This window comes from Streptomyces sp. NPDC033165 (assembly GCF_055577965.1).
In genome coordinates, this window is the sequence record NZ_JBVIPK010000012.1 from 66,868 (window position 1) to 84,175 (window position 17,308).

Annotated in this window: 16 protein-coding genes; 14 read left to right on the top strand and 2 right to left on the bottom strand. The window is 71.5% G+C overall.

Annotated elements, in window-relative coordinates:
- The first annotated feature begins 3 nt into the window (after positions 1 to 3).
- From ACZ5WC_RS25230 to ACZ5WC_RS25285, 12 genes are all read left to right on the top strand, one after another.
- Positions 4 to 807 (top strand): MlaE family ABC transporter permease, encoded by an 804-nt coding sequence (locus ACZ5WC_RS25230; protein ID WP_096629389.1) that lies wholly within the window; start codon positions 4 to 6, stop codon positions 805 to 807.
- Entirely contained in the window at positions 807 to 2,111 is a 1,305-nt protein-coding gene (locus tag ACZ5WC_RS25235; RefSeq protein ID WP_468542935.1) for an MCE family protein, read from the top strand. Before ACZ5WC_RS25230 ends, ACZ5WC_RS25235 begins: the two co-directional genes overlap by 1 nt.
- The gene (locus tag ACZ5WC_RS25240) at positions 2,108 to 3,139 is read left to right on the top strand and encodes an MCE family protein (protein ID WP_468542936.1); all 1,032 of its coding nucleotides are present in this window, start codon (positions 2,108 to 2,110) and stop codon (positions 3,137 to 3,139) included. Before ACZ5WC_RS25235 ends, ACZ5WC_RS25240 begins: the two co-directional genes overlap by 4 nt.
- Complete coding sequence (locus ACZ5WC_RS25245) at positions 3,136 to 4,155, top strand: MCE family protein (RefSeq protein ID WP_468542937.1); 1,020 nt, start codon at positions 3,136 to 3,138, stop codon at positions 4,153 to 4,155. Before ACZ5WC_RS25240 ends, ACZ5WC_RS25245 begins: the two co-directional genes overlap by 4 nt.
- Position 4,156: 1 nt before the next feature.
- Positions 4,157 to 5,287: an MCE family protein gene (locus tag ACZ5WC_RS25250; protein WP_468542938.1), complete on the top strand. Its 1,131-nt coding sequence runs from the start codon at positions 4,157 to 4,159 to the stop codon at positions 5,285 to 5,287.
- Positions 5,284 to 6,513 (top strand): MCE family protein, encoded by a 1,230-nt coding sequence (locus ACZ5WC_RS25255; protein WP_468542939.1) that lies wholly within the window; start codon positions 5,284 to 5,286, stop codon positions 6,511 to 6,513. The genes ACZ5WC_RS25250 and ACZ5WC_RS25255 overlap by 4 nt, the downstream gene beginning before the upstream one ends.
- Positions 6,510 to 7,742 (top strand): MCE family protein, encoded by a 1,233-nt coding sequence (locus ACZ5WC_RS25260; protein ID WP_468542940.1) that lies wholly within the window; start codon positions 6,510 to 6,512, stop codon positions 7,740 to 7,742. The genes ACZ5WC_RS25255 and ACZ5WC_RS25260 overlap by 4 nt, the downstream gene beginning before the upstream one ends.
- Positions 7,739 to 8,260: a hypothetical protein gene (locus ACZ5WC_RS25265; protein WP_468542941.1), complete on the top strand. Its 522-nt coding sequence runs from the start codon at positions 7,739 to 7,741 to the stop codon at positions 8,258 to 8,260. Before ACZ5WC_RS25260 ends, ACZ5WC_RS25265 begins: the two co-directional genes overlap by 4 nt.
- Before the next feature lie 23 nt (positions 8,261 to 8,283).
- Positions 8,284 to 8,901, top strand: coding sequence for a hypothetical protein (locus ACZ5WC_RS25270; RefSeq protein WP_468542942.1), 618 nt, complete (start codon positions 8,284 to 8,286; stop codon positions 8,899 to 8,901).
- Positions 8,902 to 8,960: 59 nt separating this feature from the next.
- Positions 8,961 to 9,518, top strand: coding sequence for a hypothetical protein (locus ACZ5WC_RS25275; RefSeq protein WP_468542943.1), 558 nt, complete (start codon positions 8,961 to 8,963; stop codon positions 9,516 to 9,518).
- Positions 9,519 to 9,590: 72 nt separating this feature from the next.
- Positions 9,591 to 10,343 carry a hypothetical protein gene (locus ACZ5WC_RS25280; RefSeq protein ID WP_468542944.1) on the top strand — a complete coding sequence of 251 codons (753 nt, stop codon included), beginning with the start codon at positions 9,591 to 9,593 and terminating at the stop codon, positions 10,341 to 10,343.
- A 35-nt stretch (positions 10,344 to 10,378) separates the two neighbouring features.
- Complete coding sequence (locus ACZ5WC_RS25285; RefSeq protein ID WP_468542945.1) at positions 10,379 to 11,791, top strand: lytic transglycosylase domain-containing protein; 1,413 nt, start codon at positions 10,379 to 10,381, stop codon at positions 11,789 to 11,791.
- Here the strand turns inward: ACZ5WC_RS25285 and ACZ5WC_RS25290 are convergent.
- Positions 11,780 to 12,841, bottom strand: coding sequence for an ATP-dependent DNA ligase (locus tag ACZ5WC_RS25290; protein WP_468542946.1), 1,062 nt, complete (start codon positions 12,839 to 12,841; stop codon positions 11,780 to 11,782). The genes ACZ5WC_RS25285 and ACZ5WC_RS25290 overlap by 12 nt on opposite strands.
- 76 nt (positions 12,842 to 12,917) lie before the next feature.
- Between ACZ5WC_RS25290 and ligD the strand changes: the two genes are divergently transcribed.
- On the top strand, positions 12,918 to 13,943 hold the full coding sequence (gene ligD / locus ACZ5WC_RS25295) for a non-homologous end-joining DNA ligase (RefSeq protein WP_468542947.1): 1,026 nt from the start codon (positions 12,918 to 12,920) through the stop codon (positions 13,941 to 13,943).
- 41 nt (positions 13,944 to 13,984) lie between these two features.
- Positions 13,985 to 15,061: an ABC-2 transporter permease gene (locus ACZ5WC_RS25300; RefSeq protein WP_468543041.1), complete on the top strand. Its 1,077-nt coding sequence runs from the start codon at positions 13,985 to 13,987 to the stop codon at positions 15,059 to 15,061.
- Between the two features lie 16 nt (positions 15,062 to 15,077).
- On the opposite strand, the gene ACZ5WC_RS25305 is transcribed toward ACZ5WC_RS25300, so the two are convergent.
- A complete protein-coding gene (locus ACZ5WC_RS25305) occupies positions 15,078 to 17,303 on the bottom strand; it encodes an OmpL47-type beta-barrel domain-containing protein (protein WP_468542948.1) in 2,226 nt (741 codons plus the stop codon).
- Positions 17,304 to 17,308: the final 5 nt, after the last annotated feature.

The following is a 17,308-nucleotide window of genomic DNA, read 5'->3' on the forward strand; positions in this document are numbered from 1 at the left end:
GAGATGACGATGCTCAGCGGACTCGACCGGGCGGGCGACCAGCTCACCTTCTACATCAAGGCGCTGGTCTGGATTCCGCGCACCCTGCGCCGCTACCTCAAGGAAGTACAGCGGCTGCTGGCCGAGGTCGCCTTCGGCAGCGGCGGGCTCGGCGTCATCGGCGGCACCATCGGCGTGATGGTCGCCATGACGCTGTTCACCGGCACGGTCGTCGGCCTCCAGGGGTACGCGGCCCTCAACCAGATCGGCACGTCGGCGTTCACCGGATTCATCTCCGCCTACTTCAACACCCGGGAGATCGCCCCCCTGGTGGCCGGACTCGCACTCTCCGCCACCGTCGGCGCGGGCTTCACCGCCCAGCTCGGCGCGATGCGGATCAACGAGGAGGTCGACGCCCTGGAAGCGATGGGCGTACGGTCCATGCCCTACCTCGTCACCACACGCATCATCGCCGGGGTGGTCGCGATCATCCCGCTCTACGCGATCGGGCTGCTCTCCTCGTACCTCGCCTCCCGCTACATCACCATCCTGTTCAACGGGCAGTCGGCGGGCACCTACGACCACTACTTCAACCTGTTCCTCTCGCCGGAGGACGTGCTGCTGTCGGTGCTCAAGGTGCTGATCTTCAGTGTGCTGGTGATCCTCGCCCACTGCTACTACGGCTTCCACGCCACCGGCGGACCGGCCGGCGTGGGTGTGGCGGTCGGCCGGTCGGTGCGCAACGCGATCGTCCTCATCAGCGTCACCGACTTCTTCCTCTCGCTCGCCATCTGGGGAGCCACGACGACGGTGAAGGTGGCGGGCTGATGCGTACATCCAGCACCCGTACGGTCCGACGGCGGCTCGCCGGAGTCGCCTTCCTGCTGGTCCCCGCCGTCCTGGTGTGGGTGTCGGTCTCGGTGTACGAGAAGGACTTCACCGACGACGCGACCGTCACCGTCCGCACCGGGCCGGTCGGCAACGAGATGCACGACAACGCCGATGTGAAGCTGCGCGGTGTCGTCATCGGCCAGGTCCGCTCCATCGCCACCGACGGCGACGGCGCCCGGCTCACCCTGGCCATCGACCGGGACCAGCTGGAGCGCGTCCCGGCCGACGTCACCGCCCAGATGCTGCCCACCACCCTCTTCGGCCAGCGGTTCGTCGCCCTCGTCCCGCCCCGCGTCCCCTCCGGCGCCACACTGCCGGCCGGAGCAGTGATCCCGCAGGACCGCTCCAGCAACGCCATCGAGCTGGAACAGGTCCTCGACAACGTCCTGCCGCTGCTGACCGCCGTGAAGCCCGAGAAGCTGTCCGCCACCCTCAACGCCGTCTCCCAGGCGCTGGAGGGCCGTGGTGAACGCCTCGGCGAGACGCTCACCAAGCTGGACGGCCACCTGAAGGAGTTCAACCCCCAACTCCCCACTCTCAACGCGGACATCAAGGAACTCGTCAAGGTCAGCACGCTGTACGCGGACGCCGCCCCGGACGTCCTCGACGCGCTGACCGACGCGACCACCACCAGCTCCACCCTCGCCGACCAGGAGGCCCGGCTCGCCGGACTGTACGGCGAGACCACCACCGCCGCGCGGGACGTCACCGCCTTCCTGCGTGAGAACAAGGACAACCTGATCCGGCTGACCGCCTCCGGCCGGCCGACCCTCGAACTCCTCGCGCGGTACGCCGATTCGTTCCCCTGCACCCTGCGCACCATGGCCGGATTCGTGCCCGCCATGGACAAGGCCCTCGGCAAGGGAACGGACCGGCCGGGGCTGCACGTGAGCGTCAAGTCCGTCCCGTCCAAGGGGAAATACGTCCCCGGCCGGGACGCCCCGGTCTACAACGCCACCGGCGGACCGCGCTGTTACTCCGTGCCGTACGTCGGCAAGGGCGCCCCGACAGCCGACGTCCGCAGCCGGGCGGCCGACCTCACCGCACCGCCCGAGGGCCCCGACGTAGACACAGGCACGGACACGGACACCGCGCTCGGCCTGCCCAACTCGCCCCAGGAGTCCCGGCTCGTCAACGAGCTGATCGCTCCCTCGCTGAAAGTGAAGCCACAGACCCTGCCCGACTGGAGCAGCGTGCTCATCGGTCCGGCCTTCCGCGGTGCGGAGGTGAAGCTCAAGTGAAACGCCGCTCGCTCGCGGGGCCGATCACCAAGTCCCTCGTCTTCATCGTGGTCACCGTCCTGGCCACCACCGTCCTCGGGCTCTCCATCGCCAACACCGGCGTCGGGGACACCGCCACGTACAAGGCGCGGTTCACCGACGCCACCGGGCTCATCCCCGGCGACAGCGTCCGGATCGCCGGGGTGAAGGTCGGCCAGGTCGAGTCCGTGCGCGTCGCCGACCGGCGGGTGGCCGAGGTCGCCTTCGCCGTACGCGAAGGGCGCGAGCTCCCCGCCTCGGTGACGGCGTCCATCAAGTACCTCAACATGGTCGGACAGCGGTACGTCGACCTCGACCGGGGCGCCGGACCCGTGGGCCGGACCTTCGCCCCCGGCGACACCATCCCGCTCTCCCGCACCACCCCGGCGCTCGACCTCACCCAGCTCTTCAACGGCTTCCAGCCCCTGTTCGAAGGGCTGTCCCCGCCCGATGTCAACCAGCTCGCCGGGTCCATCGTCCAGGTCCTCCAGGGCGAGGGGGGCACCGTCGACAGCATCCTGCGGCACGTCGGCTCGCTCACCACCACCGTCGCCGCGAAGGACAAGGTGATCGGTGAGGTGATCAAGAACCTCAACACGGTCCTCAAGACGGTCAACGACCGGGAGGCCGGGTTCGACGACCTCGTCGTCACCCTCCAGAAGCTCGTCACCGGATTCTCCGGCGACCGCAAACCGCTCGGCGAGGCCGTCACGGCCATGGGCGCGCTCACCACGGTCACCGCCGACCTCTTCCAGGACGGCAGGAAGCCGCTCAAGGACTCGGTCCGGCAACTGGGTCGACTCAGCGGCCAGTTGGAGAAGGGCACGGGGCAGATCGAGAACTTCCTCCAGAAGACCCCGGACAAGATGGCCGCCATCAGCCGGCTGACCTCCTACGGATCGTGGCTCAACCTCTACCTCTGCGAGGCGAAGGTCAGCGGGGTCGCCCACGACGACGGCAGCCCGCCGCCCACCGGCATCGCGATCACCCAACCGAGGTGCCTGGCATGAGAATCACTCCCGTCCGGGAACGCAACCCGGTCGCCGTCGGCATCGTCGGACTCCTCGTCCTGACCCTCCTCGGCCTCGCCGCCTGGCGCGCCGACTCGCTGCCCTTCGTCGGCAACGGCACCGGCTACAGCGCCGACTTCACCGAATCCGCCGGGCTCACCGAAGGTGACGAGGTGCGGATCGCCGGAGTGAAGGTCGGTGAGGTCACCGGAGTCTCCCTCGACGGCGCGAAGGTACGGGTCGACTTCCGGGTGAAGGACGCCTGGATCGGCGACTCCTCCACCGTCGGCATCGCCGTCAAGACCCTGCTCGGTGAGAAGTACCTCGCCGTCGACCCGCTGGGCGACGCCCCGCAGGACCCCGGCACCCGTATCACCGCGAGCCGCACGACCTCCCCGTACGACGTCACCCAGGCGTTCAACGGCCTCGGGGAGACCATCGGGGAGATCGACACCGGACAGCTCGCCGAGAGCTTCGAGGCGATCTCCGCCACCTTCAAGGACTCCCCGCCCCATGTCCGCAGCGCCGCCGACGGGCTCTCCGCCCTGTCCCGTACGGTCTCCGAACGCGACGCCCAGCTCGCCACCCTGCTCCGCAGCAGCAAACAGCTCACCAAGACCCTCGCCGGGAAGAAGAGCAGCTTCGAAACGCTCCTGGAGGACGGCAACCTGCTGCTCGGCGAGATCCAGGCCCGCCGTGACTCCATCCACCTGCTGCTCACCGGCACCCGCAACCTCGGCACCCAGCTCACCGGGCTCGTCGAGGACAACGAGAAGCAGCTCGGACCGACCCTGGCATCGCTCAGCCGGGTCACCGCCGTCCTGGTCAAGAACCGCAAGAGCCTGGACAAGGTCCTCGCCATGACCGGCTCCTACAGCCGCCTCGTCGGCAACACCCTCGGCAGCGGGCGCTGGTTCGACAACTACGTCTGCGGAGTCGTGCCCAAGAACTACCTCCCCGCCGGCACACCCCCGGCGACCGGATGCCTGCCACCGCGGCAGCAAGGGGGCCGCTGACATGAGACGCACCCGCATCATCGGCATCGCCACCGGACTCGGCCTCCTCGCCGTCGCGGCCGCCACCGGCGTGAGCGCCCTGGAGGAGGACGGGAAGACCACCGTCGTCGCCTACTTCGACCGGACCACCGGCGTCTACGCCGGATCCGACCTGCGCATCCTCGGGGTCCGGGCCGGAACCGTCGAATCCGTCGAACCCCGGGGCGAGGAGGTCAAGGTCGTCCTCCGCCTCGACCGGGGCATCAAGGTCCCCGAGGACGCCCACGCGGTCGTCGTCGCCCCCAGTCTCGTCGCCGACCGCTACATCCAGCTCGCTCCGGCCTACGACGGCGGGCCGCGCCTCGCCGACGACGCGGTCCTGCCCGCCGCCCGCAACGCCACCCCCGTCGAGGTCGACGAGCTGTACGCCTCCATCACCGAACTCTCCACCGCACTCGGCCCGAACGGGGCCAACGCCGACGGGGCGCTCGCCAGGCTCCTGGACACCGGGGCGAAGAACCTCGACGGCAACGGCAAGGCCATCGGGGACTCCATCGAACAGTTCGGCAAGGCCACCAAGACGCTCGACAAGAGCAGCGGCGACCTCTTCGACACCCTGACCTACCTCCAGTCCTTCACCACCATGCTCAAGGACAACGACAGCAACGTCCGCACCGCCGAGCAGCAGCTCGACTCGGTCACCTCGTTCCTCGCCGACGACAAGAAGAACCTCAGCGCCGCCCTCAAGGAACTGGGCACCGCACTCGGCCAGGTCAAGACCTTCATCGCCAAGAACCGCGGCGCGCTCAAGAAGAACGTCGACGCCCTCGTCCCCGTCACCCAGGCCCTGGCCGACCAGCGCGCCTCGCTCGCCGAGGCGATGGACACCCTGCCGCTCGCCGCGGGGAACGTCCTCAACGCCTACGACCCGGCCAACCGGACCCTCAACGGGCGGACCAACCTCAACGAACTGTCCATGGGCGGACCGCTCGTCGACCCCGGGGCCGCCTCCGCCGCCGGGCGGCTCAGCGGCCTCGCGCCCGTCGACGCGGCCCGCCGCAAGGCGCTGCCCGTCCTGCCGCTGCCGGAGGTCGGCACGGTCTTCGGTACCCCCGAGAAACAGCCCGGCGAGAAGAAGGGGGCGCGACGATGAACGACGACACCCGGCGCGGACCGGCCGGACGGGCGGCCGTCGCGACCGTCGCCCTGCTCGCCGCCGGCGCCCTCATCGCCCTGGCCGTGGCCCGCACCGACGGACCGGCCTTCACAGGCATCGAACAGATCCCGCTGCCCGGCGGCGCCGACCTCGGCGACCGGCCGTACGAGATCACCGCCGAGTTCGATGACGTCCTCAGCCTCGCCCCGCAGTCCTCGGTCAAGGTCAACGACGTGTCCGTCGGGCGCGTCACCGGCATCGCCCTCGCCCCGGACGGCTGGCGCGCCCGGGTCACCATGCGCGTCAACGGGAAGATCGACCTCCCCGCCAACGCCTACGCCCGCCTCGAACAGTCCAGCCTGCTCGGTGAGAAGTTCATCCAGCTCACCCCGCCCCCCAAGGGCACCGCACGCGGCTCGCTCGCCGACACCGGGCGCATCCCGCTCGCCCGCACCAACCGCAATCCGGAGGTCGAGGAGGTCTTGGGAGCCCTGTCCCTGCTCCTGAACGGCGGTGGCGTCAACCAGCTCAGGACCATCACCACCGAACTCAACAAGGCGCTCGCGGGACAGGAACCACAGATCCGCTCCGTGCTCCGCCGGGTCGACACCCTCGCGACCAACCTCGACGCCAACAAGGGCGACATCACCAAGGCCCTCGACGGCGTCAACCGGCTCGCCGCCACCCTCGCCACCCGCAAGCAGGACGTCGGAACCGTCCTCACCGGGCTCAGCCCCGGACTCAAGGTCCTGGAGAAGCAGCGCGGCTCCCTCCTGACCATGCTGCGCTCCCTCGACACCCTCTCCACCGTCGCCGTCGACACGGTCAACCGCACCAAGGCCGACATGATCGCCGACCTCAAGGCCCTCGCGCCCACCCTCAAGGCGCTCGCCGACTCCGGCCAGGACCTGCCCGACTCCCTTCAGGTGCTGCTCACCTACCCCTTCACGGACGAGGTGCTGCGCGGCGTGAAGGGCGACTACCTCAACGTCTACCTGGACGTGACCGCCCTGCCCGGTACGCAGATCATCCCGGCGCTCACTCCGGGCGATCCCGGCATCCCGCAGCCCCCGGCCGAGGACGAGGGATCGGCGGCCCGCAGCGGCCTCCCGCTACCGCTGCCCGCCGTGTCCGGTACGGGCGAGACGCCCGCATCCGGTACGGGCGTAACGCCCGCCGGGTCCGGCACCCCGAAGAACGGAAAGGGGGCGGCGACGCCGTGATCACCCTCGCCATCCGGCTGAAGAACCTCGCCTTCCTCGTCATCGCCGTCCTGGTCCTCGGCCATCTGGGCGTGCGCTACGCCGATCTCGGCCAGTACGTAGGACTGCGCAGCTACTACACCGTCACGGTCCAACTCCCGCAGACCGGCGGCCTGTACACCCACTCCAACGTCACCTACCGGGGTGTCTCCGTCGGCCGTGTCGGCCCCATCGAGCTGACCGACGACGGCGTCGAGGCCGAACTGCGCATCGAGAAGGACGCCCCGCCGATCCCGGACAGCCTCACCGCCGTCGTCGCGAACCTCTCGGCGGTCGGCGAGCAGTACGTCGACCTGCGCCCCACACGCAAGGACGGCCCCTTCCTCGGTAACGGCTCGGTCATCGACGCCGCCGACACCACCATCCCCGCACCCCCCACGGAGGTCCTCACCAGCGTCAACGACCTCGCGAGCTCTGTGGACCCGGAGAGCCTGCGGACCGTCGTGGAGGAGTTCGGGGCCGCCTTCGAAGGCCGCGGCGACGACCTCCAGGTCCTGCTTGACACCGGCGGCGACTTCATCGAGGCCGCCGACAGGGCCCTGCCGGTCACCACCAAGCTGATGGCCGACGGCGAAAGGGTCCTGCGCACCCAGGCCGAACAGGGGCAGGCGCTGAAGGGCTTCGCCTCGGGCGCCAAGGAGCTGGCCGCCGAACTCAAGGGCTCCGACACCGATCTGCGCCGCCTCATCGCCACCACCCCGGACGCGGCCGTCCAGATCAGCGGGCTGCTGCGCGACCTCGACCCGGCCTTCGGTGTCGTCGTCGCCAACCTCCTCACCACGTCCGAGGTCGCCGTCACCCGCCAACGCGGCCTGGAGGAGCTACTGGTGAAGCTGCCCGCCGTCGCGGCTGCCGGGGCAAGCGCGGTCGACGACGACGGCGCCCGGTTCGGCATGTCCGTCACCTTCTTCGAACCGCTGCCCTGCACGGCCGGATACGGCGGAACGGTCTACCGCAACGGACTGGACATCTCGTCCGGCCCCGCCGTGAACACCGCCGCCCGCTGTACGTCCGACCCGGGCACCGGCATCAACGTCCGCGGCAGCGCCAACGCACCCAAGGGAGGCCCGGTGCCGGAACCCGCCGTACCGGGCAAGATGCGGCTCCCCGGGGCCCTGGGCAGCACCCCTGGCACCGCGCCTCCCGCGGACGGCATCGCCGGGCTGCTGGGCCTGGGAGGCGGATCGTGACCCCCCGTACCCGGCGGACGGCCGGCTGGGCCGCACTGCTCGTCGCCGCCCTGCTCTGCGGGCTGGGCGCCTGGTCGTACGGCCAGGCGCGCGACGACCGCTCCCTCGCCCACGCGAAGGCCCGCGACGCGGCCCTCGCCCAGGGGAAGCGGCACCTCGCGACGCTGAACAGCCTGGACGGTACGGAGGCCGGGCGGGTGAACGCCGGGCTCCGCGCCTGGCTCGACTCCTCCACCGGACCGCTGCACGACCAGCTGAAGCGGACCGCCAAGGCCGACGCGAAGACGCTCGCGACGGCGGGCGACACCGCCCGGGGCAAGGTCACCGCGGCGGCGCTCACCGCACTGGACGAGCGCATGGGTACGGCGGAGCTCATCGCCACCGTGGACGTCGAGGTCACCCCCCGCACCGGCGCCGCGGGCACCCAGCGCAAACGGTTCGGGGCGACCCTCGCCCGTACGGCGGACGGCTGGAAGGTCAAAGCGCTCACGGCGATCGGGACGGGCGGCGGCCGATGAGACAGCGGGGAGGGACAGCGACGATGAACGGCACGACGACGGATGCGAAGGAGTCCGCTGAAGCCACGACGACGGATGCGGCAGAGTCCGCTGATGCGGCGGGTGCCGGGCCCGAGGAGGGGCACACGGAGGACATGCCCGGCCGCCGCTGGCCGCGCGCCCTCGGCGTACTCCTGACCCTCGCCCTGCTCGCCACGGGCGGCGCCCTGTACGCGGAGGGCCGACAGCTCCGCGACACCCCGGCCACGGCGAACCTCGCGCTCACCGACGCCGAGGCGACCGCGCGCATCACGGGCGACATCAGCGACGCGCTCGGGAAGATCTTCTCGTACGCTCCCGGTTCCACGGCCGTCACCAAGGCGGCGGCGCAGGAGGTCCTGGCGGGCAAGGCCCTCCAGCAGTACGCGGCACTGTTCGGCCAGGTCGAGCGGCAGTCCGCCGACCAGCAGCTGACGCTCACCACCCAGGTCGTCCGGGCCGGAGTGATCCGGCTGACCGCCGGCAGCGCCCGCCTCCTGGTCTTCCTCGACCAGGTCTACGAGCGCCGGGGACGCACCGCCACGACCGCGTCCGCCCAGCTCGCCGTCACCGCCGAACTACGGGACGAGCGCTGGCGGATCGTCGAGATCGGCTCCACATGACGGTGGTCCGGAAGCGGAAGCGCACCGGTCCGGTTCGGCAGGCAGGGGAGAGGCAGCACATGGCACGGGAGCGCACGGAACCCACCCGCACAGCGCGCGCACGGGCACGGAATCCGCTGGTGATCGCCGCGATGGCGCTGGCCGTCTGCGCGGCCGGAGCCGCGGGCTGGGGCGGCTGGCAGCGCTACGACGCCGCACACGACGACGCGGCCTCCTTCGCACAGGCGCGGGACGACGCGCTGGCGGCGGGGGAGCAGGCGGTGCAGAACATGAACACCCTGGACCACCGCACCCTGGAGAAGGGGCTCGACAGCTGGGAGCAGTCCACGACCGGCGACCTCCACCGCCAACTGGTGGACGGGCGCGACGCGTTCGCGAAGCAGATCGCGGAGGCCAGGACGGTCAGCACCGCGAAGGTCCTCTCCGGGGCGGTGACCGAGCTGGACCAACGGGCGGGCAGAGCCGGGGTGATGGTGGCACTGAGAGTGACGGTGACCGCGCCGAAGGGCGAACCAGCGGTGAAGGAGAGCCGGTTGCTCGGCAGCCTCACCCGGACCGCCGAGGGGTGGAAGCTCAGCGCGCTCGGTCAGGCGCCCGTCGGCAGCACGGCCGGCTGACCCCCGGCACCGCACTGCACCGCACCACCGCACCACCCGCACCGCCCCGCTCGCCCCGGAGAGGACCCCGCCTTGTCGACGACCCGCCACCTCGTCAACCGCCGCCGCCGGCTCGCCACCGCACCACCCCGTACGACGGTGACCGAGGCCGAACCGGCTCAAGTGCCGGCCCCCGACACGGTGACCGGCGCCGCCCCGGCGACCGATGCCGCCCCGGAAGCCGATGCCGACCCGGCTACCGGCACCGACCAGGCGACTGGCGCCGCCCCGCAGCCGGACGGCCCCCGGAGCAGCGGGCCTCGCCTCCGCCGCCTCCGTGTCCCGCTGCCCGCTGTGCTGTGCGCCCTCACCGTCCTCCTCGGGGCCTTTGCCGCCTGGGCGTTCGCCTCGGCCGGGGAGCTCCGGGACGAACCGGCCCGGCAGAACGCCGCGCTCACCGACATCGGCAGTACCAGTGAGGTGAAGGGCCGGATCAGCGAGGCGGTCGGCGCGGTGTTCTCGTACGACTACGCCTCGCCCGCCCGGTCCGACCGCGCGGCGAGCACCTACCTCACCGGCCGGGCCGTGCGGCAGCACAAGGACATGCTCGCCGAGGTACGGGAACAGGCCCCGCAGCAGAAGCTCGTCCTCACCACCACGGTCACCGAGAGCGGGGTGCAGTTCCTCGACGGCGACCGGGCCCGGCTGCTGATCTTCGCCGACCAGAGCAACACCCGTACCGGCAAGGACGAGGAGACCACCTACGCGGCGGCCATGTTCGCCGTGGACGCCGTGCGCCGGGGGGACACCTGGCTGATCGCCGCCATCGACACGTTCACCCGGTGAGACCGGGCCCCGGACGACGGGGGAGAGGAGCCCAGATGAGCGCCAACCGCACCGCGCGCCGCCGCCTCACCACCACGGCCGCCGCGGTCGCCGCGATGGCCGCGCTCACCGCGTCCCAGGCGCCGGGGTTCGAGCTGCCCGAGCCCCGCCGGGAGAAGGCCGCGGCCGCCTCCGACGACGTGGTGTGGACCGAGGTGCCGGGCGACGACGTCTACCACACCGAGTTACCGCCGCTGCGGAGCCCGAAGCCGCCCGCACCCCCGAAGCCGGGTGCGAAACCCGATCCGGTGGTGGTCCGCGCCTGGCCCGAGGCGGGCATTCCGGCCACCGTCCTCGCCGCCTACCGCCGGGCCGAGAGCGCGGTGCGCCGCGGCGACCCAGGCTGCGGGCTCCCGTGGCAGCTGCTCGCGGCGATCGGCAAGGTCGAGTCCGGCCAGGCGTCCGGCGGCCGGGTCGACGCGCGCGGGACGACCCTCGCCCCGATCCTCGGGCCCGCGCTCGACGGAAACGGCTTCGCCCTGATCCGGGACACCGACGGCGGAGCGTACGACGGCGACCGCACCTACGACCGGGCTGTCGGGCCGATGCAGTTCATCCCCTCCACCTGGGCGGCCTGGGGCAGGGACGGGAACGGTGACGGCCGCAAGGACCCGAACAACATCTTCGACGCGGCGCTCGCCGCCGGTCACTACCTCTGCGCCGGGCCCCGCGATCTGACGCGCCGCGCCGACCTGGACCGGGCGATCCTCAGCTACAACCGCTCCGAGGCCTATCTGCGGACCGTGCTGTCGTGGCTGGAGTTCTACCGTAAGGGCACCCACCCGGTCGCCGACGGCAACGGCGTCGTGCCGGTCAGCCCGGGCCCCGGCGGGAAGACCCCGCCCAAGGCCCCGGTCGGCGGCCCCGGCACGCAGGACCGCCCGGGCGACGGCAAAGGCAAGGGCGATGACGACGGCGGCATCGTCATCGGCCCCCAGCCCACCCGCCCACCGTCCCCGACGCCCTCACCCGGCCCGACGGACCCGGGCCCCACGGACCCCGATCCGACAGACCCGGGCCCCACGGACCCCGGTCCCACAGACCCGGGGCCCACCGACCCCGGCCCCAGCCCGAGCCCCGATCCGACGGACTCCGGCCCCACCAACCCGAACCCCACGGATCCCGGCCCCAGCCCGAGCCCGAGCCCCGATCCGACGGACTCGGGCCCCGCCGATCCGACCGACCCGGGGCCGGACCCCACCGACCCGAGTCCCACCCCGACCGGACCCCCCACATCGCCGGACCCCGACCCTGATCCCGACCCGGCCCCCGGTGAGACCGCGCCCGGCAGCCCCGGCGACACCCCGGCCCCCTCCCCGTCCGGTGACGCGGAGCCGGCGGGCCCGGGCGCGTCGGACGAGCCCTGTGCCACGCCGACCGGCGAACCGGTGTCCGGGTCAGCCGCCTGACAGCACCTCGGCCAGGTCGTAGGAGACGACCTCCTCCAGCTGCGCGTACGTACAGCCGGCGGGGGACCGGTCCGGGCGCCACCGCCGGAACTGCGTGGTGTGCCGGAACCGGTCGCCCTCCATGTGGTCGTACGCCACCTCGCAGACCCGCTCGGGCCGCAACGGCACCCAGGACTGGTCCTTCTTGCCCGACCAGCGGTTCTGCGTCCCCGGCAGCCGGGACCGCTCGTGCGCCGCCGCATCCGCCCAGGCGCCCCACGGATGGTCGGCGAACTCGGTGCGCAGTGGGGCGAGCTCCTCGGCCAGTTCGGCGCGCCGCTTCATCGGGAAGGCCGCGCAGACCCCGACGTGCTGGAGCACGCCCCCGGTGTCGTACAGGCCGAGCAGCAGCGAGCCGACGACCGGGCCGCTCTTGTGCTCGCGGTAGCCCGCCACCACGACGTCCGCCGACCGCTCGTGCTTGATCTTGTACATCACCCGGGTGTCGGGCCGGTAGGGCAGATCGACCGGCTTGGCGACGACCCCGTCGAGCCCCGCGCCCTCGTACCGGTCGAACCACTGCCGGGCGACGTCGATGTCCGTGGTGGAAGGGGCGAGGAGGACCGGCGGGGACGCGCCGGCGAGCGCCGCCTCCAGAACCGCCCGCCGGTCCGCCTGCCGGGTGGAGAGAAGAGAGGTGTCGTCGACCGCGAGGACGTCGAAGGCGATGAAACTCGCCGGGGTCTGCTCGGCCAGCATCCGCACCCGGGAGTCCGCCGGGTGGATGCGCTCGCTGAGCCGGTCGAAGTCGAGCCGCCCCTCGTGGGCGATGACGATCTCCCCGTCGATCACGCAACGCGGCGGGAGGTTCTCCCGCACGGCGTCGACCAGGTCGGGGAAGTAGCGGGTGAGGGGCTTTCCGGTGCGGCTGCCGATCTCGACCTCGTCGCCGTCCCGGAAGACGATCGCGCGGAAGCCGTCCCACTTCGCCTCGTAACTCATGCCCGGCGGAATCGCGGACACCGACTTGGCGAGCATCGGCTTCACGGGCGGCATCACCGGCAGGTCCATGGCCCGATTCTGTCGCCCTTCCCTGCCCATGTCTCCCGATATGCAGCATATGTGCGATCGGCCTACGGTGGCCGTCATGGGAGCAGCGGTGGAGCTGGACGCGGGCGGACGGGCCGTGAGGCTGTCCAACCCGGACAAGGTGTACTTCCCGGAGAAGGGCTACACCAAGAGAGACGTGGCCGAGTACTTCCTCGCCGTCGGGGCGGGCATCACCCGTGCCCTCAACCACCGGCCGACCACCCTCCAGCGCTTCGTGGACGGGGTCGAGGGCGACTTCTTCTACCAGAAGCGGGCGCCGAAGAACCTCCCCGAGTGGATTCCCACCGCCCGCATCGCCTTCCCCAGCGGCCGCCCCGCCGACGAGATCTGCCCCACCGAGCTCGCCGCCGTCATCTGGGCCGCCAACCTCGGCACCCTCACCTTCCACCCCTGGCCGGTCCGGGCCGGGGACACCGACCACCCCGACGAGCTGCGCATCGACCTCGACCCGCAGCCCGGAACCGACTACGCCGACGCGGTCACCGCCGCCCACGAGCTGCGGTCCGTGCTGGAGGACCACGGCGTACGCGGCTGGCCCAAGACCTCCGGGGGCCGGGGGATGCATGTCTTCATCCCCATCGAGCCCGCCTGGACCTTCACCGAGGTGCGGCGCGCCGCCATCGCCGCCGGGCGCGAGCTGGAGCGGCGGATGCCCGACCGGGTGACCACGGCCTGGTGGAAGGAGGAGCGCGGCGAGCGGATCTTCGTCGACTTCAACCAGACCGCCCGCGACCGCACGATCGCCTCCGCCTACTCCGTACGCCCCTTCCCGCACGCCCCGGTCTCCGCCCCGCTGCGCTGGGAGGAGATCGACGACGCCGAACCGCGCGACTTCGACATCCGCACACTGCCGCGACGGTACGCCGAACTCGGCGATGTCCACGCCGACATGGACCAGGAGGCGTTCCGTCTCGACGGGCTGCTGGAGCTGGCGGACCGGGACGAGAAGGAGCGGGGGATGGGGGACATGCCGTACCCGCCGGAGTACCCGAAGATGCCCGGCGAACCCAAGCGCGTCCAGCCCAGCCGAGCCCGGCACGACGACGACGGCGAGATGGCGTGAGCGAACACAGTGAGAAAGGCGGCAGCAGCGAGCAGGGCGGCATCGGTGGCAGAGGCGGCAGCAGTGAGAAACACGGTGCCCACGGCCGCCCGCTGACCCTCCGCGACCGCTGGGAGGCGTACAAGAACAGCCCGTTCCTCCCCGCGACCGTCCTCGTCCTCATCGTCGCAGCCGCGGCCGGTCTCTTCGCCGGTTCCTACACCTACGCGATGGCCAACCCCGCCCCGCACCGGATTCCCGCCGCCCTGGTCACCCAGCCGGAGGCGGAGCGCGGCGAGGCGTTCGTCGCCGCGATGGAGAAGGCCCTCGACACCTCGCTCGAACTGCGCGAGTACCCGGACCCGGCAGACGCCCGCCGCGCCCTGAACGAACAGAAGGTCTTCGCCATCGTCCGTGCCTCCGGCCGCGGGGTGGCGCTGGACGTGGCCGGGGCTTCCGGGGCCTCCGTGGCCGAACTGCTCGGCAAGGCGGGGGTGGAGGCCGGTGACGCCGCCGGAGTGCCGGTGACGGTCAGGGACGTCAAGCCGCTCCAGCCGGGCGACCCGCGCGGGCTCGCCCTGTTCTACATCTCACTGGCCGCCGTGATCATGGGCTTCCTCGGCGCGATCCAGCTGAGCATCCACGCCCACGGCCTCAACCCGGCGGAGCGCATCGCGTTCACCGCCGCGTACGCCCTGCTCGGCGGCCTCGCCATCGCGGCGGCCGTGGACTGGTGGCTCGGGGCGGTCGACCTTCCGTTCGTGCAGTCCTGGCTGATCCTGGCGTTCACGATGTTCACCTCCGGCATGGTCTTCACGATGTTCAACACCCTGATGGGCCGGTGGGCGATGATCCCCACCTGGGGCGTCATGGTGCTGCTCGGCAACCCCTCGTCCGGCGGAGCGGTGTCCTGGCCGCTGCTTCCCTCCGCCCTCGGGCACATCGGCCGCTGGCTCCCGCCGGGCGCGTCCGTCAACGCCCAGCACACCGCCGTCTACTACCAGAGCCATCAGTTCGTCTTCCCGTACCTGGTGCTCGCCGCCTGGGCGCTGGTCTCCTGCACGGTGTTCTGGGTGTGGCGCCACCGACACCCAGGAGGCCGCGCCCGCACACCTGAGCATGCGGCCACGGCCTCCTGAGACCTCCTCCGCGGGCCTACAGCTCCTTGATCCGGATGTCGCGGTAGGAGATGACGTCCGTGACCCCGTGCACCTGGAGCCCGATGTAGCCGGAGGCGAACCGCCGGCCGTCGGTGCCCGGGTCGTCACCGCGCGGCGGCTCGAAGAGCTGACCGCCGGTGTTGTCGAACTCGTTGATCAGGACACCGTTGCGGTAGATCTCGTAGTGCTGGCCGACCACCTTGATCTCGTAGTCGTTCCAGGTGCCCTTGGGCGTGACCCCGGCGCCGCCGAGCCCCACCCGGTCGAAGCCGTACACCGAACCGGTCTTGTACATGTCGCCGTCCGGCCGGTCGTTGACCTGGATCTCGTGCCCGTACTTGATGGCGACCCACTCCGGACGTGACTCCTCCGGGTGGTCGTGGACCTTCGGGAAGCGGACGAAGACGCCGCCGTTGGCGTTGCCCGAGCCCGGGGCGTCGTCCCGCCACTGGAGTTTCAGCGAGAAGTCGTCGTACGCCCTGGCCGGGAACCACAGCATGCCCATACCGCCCACGGTGGTGGAGCTGGTGATGGAGGCATCCTCCTCGTTCAGCCCGAACGCGCCGCCGCCCACGTGCTGCCATCTGGCGAGCGAGGCCGCCGTGCCGTCGAAGAGCCTGGTGTACCCCTCGACCTGGCCGGGCTTCCCGATGCCCGACTGCTTGGCGGCCCGGTCGACCGCCCTGCGCTCGCGCTGGTCGATGACGCCGTCGGTCTTCAGCCTGTCGAGCACCGACTTCACGTGCTTGAGGAACAGCGCGTGGGAGGACCAGTCCTTCTCGTCCTCGATCAGTTCGTTGATCGTGCAGCGATTGCGGGTGATCCGGTTCGGGACGCCCGTGTCGACCGTGCCGACGAAGACCGTGTGCCGCTCGTCGAACTCCGCGCAGTTCGGCGCCGGGACCCCGCCGCCCCGGGCGACGGTGAACGACACCTTCTTCGCCTCGGAGGTGTTGCCCGCCCTGTCCGTCGCCCGGTGGGAGACGGAGTGGTGGCCCACCCGGTCGACGATCACGGGGGCGGTGTACGCGAGGTAGGGACCGCCGTCCAGCGAGTACTCCACCTTCTCCACGCCCGAGTCGTCGTCGGTCGCGGTGACGGTGGCCTTGGCGCTGGTGATGAACGCCCCGTCGGAGTTCTTGTCGCCCTCGACCTTCACCGAGGTCTCCGGAGCCGTCCGGTCCTGCGACGGCGGTTCCACGACGGTGAACTCGACGGCCTTCTCGTCCGCCACGTTCCCCGACCGGTCGGCGGCCCGGTAGCGGACGGTGTGCTCACCCGGCTCGTGGAGCATCACCGGCGCGGTGTACGGCTGCCACTCGCCGTCGGCCCCGATCGCGTACTCGATGGTGTTGACGCCGGACCCGGTGTCGGACGCGGTCACGGTGACCGTGGCCATCCCCAGGTAGGCGCCCGCCTCGTCCTTCTCACCCGTGACGGTCGCCGAGGTCTCCGGCGGTGTCTCGTCGTCGGTCGGCGGCGCGGCGACCGCGAAGTCCACGGACTTCTCCGCCGCCGTGTTGCCCGCCCCGTCGGTGGCCCGGTAGCGGACGGTGTGCTCGCCGACCTCGTTCACCACGACGGGCGCGGTGTACGGCTGCCACTCGCCCTCCGCGCCGAGGGCGTACTCGACGGTGTCGACGCCGGAGCCCTCGTCGGTGGCCTCGACGGTGACCGTGGCCTGGCCGATGTACGCGCCGTCACCGTTCCGGTCGCCGTCGACCTTCGCCGAGGTCTCGGGGGTCTCGGTGTCCTCGCCGCTGCCCTCGGTGACGGTCAGGATGCCCTGCATCCGGCCGTGGCCGGGGATCGTGCAGTGGTAGAAGTACCGGCCGGGTGACAGCGTGACCTCCACACTGTGCTTGCCGCCCTCGGCGTCACCCGGGTTGGCCAGGATGTTCAGCTGGACGTCGTTGTTGAACTCGGGGTCCGACACGCTGAACGTCAGTGTGTGCGGCATACTCGTCGTGTTGCCGGTCGCCGTGCTGTTCTCGAAGACGATGGTCGCCCTGCCCGCCACCGCCGTCCTGGGCGCGGTCAGATAGCGGTCGATCGGATCGCCGGCCGTCCACGTCAGGACCTGGTCGGCGGCCGCGGCCGAGGGACGGTCGTCCTCCCGGCCGTACGCGGCCGTCGAGGTCAGCCCGAGGACCATCAGGAGAGAGGCCAGCAGGGCCACCCAGAATCCGGTCGGCCGATGCCGCCGCCGTGCGGGGACCATGCCGT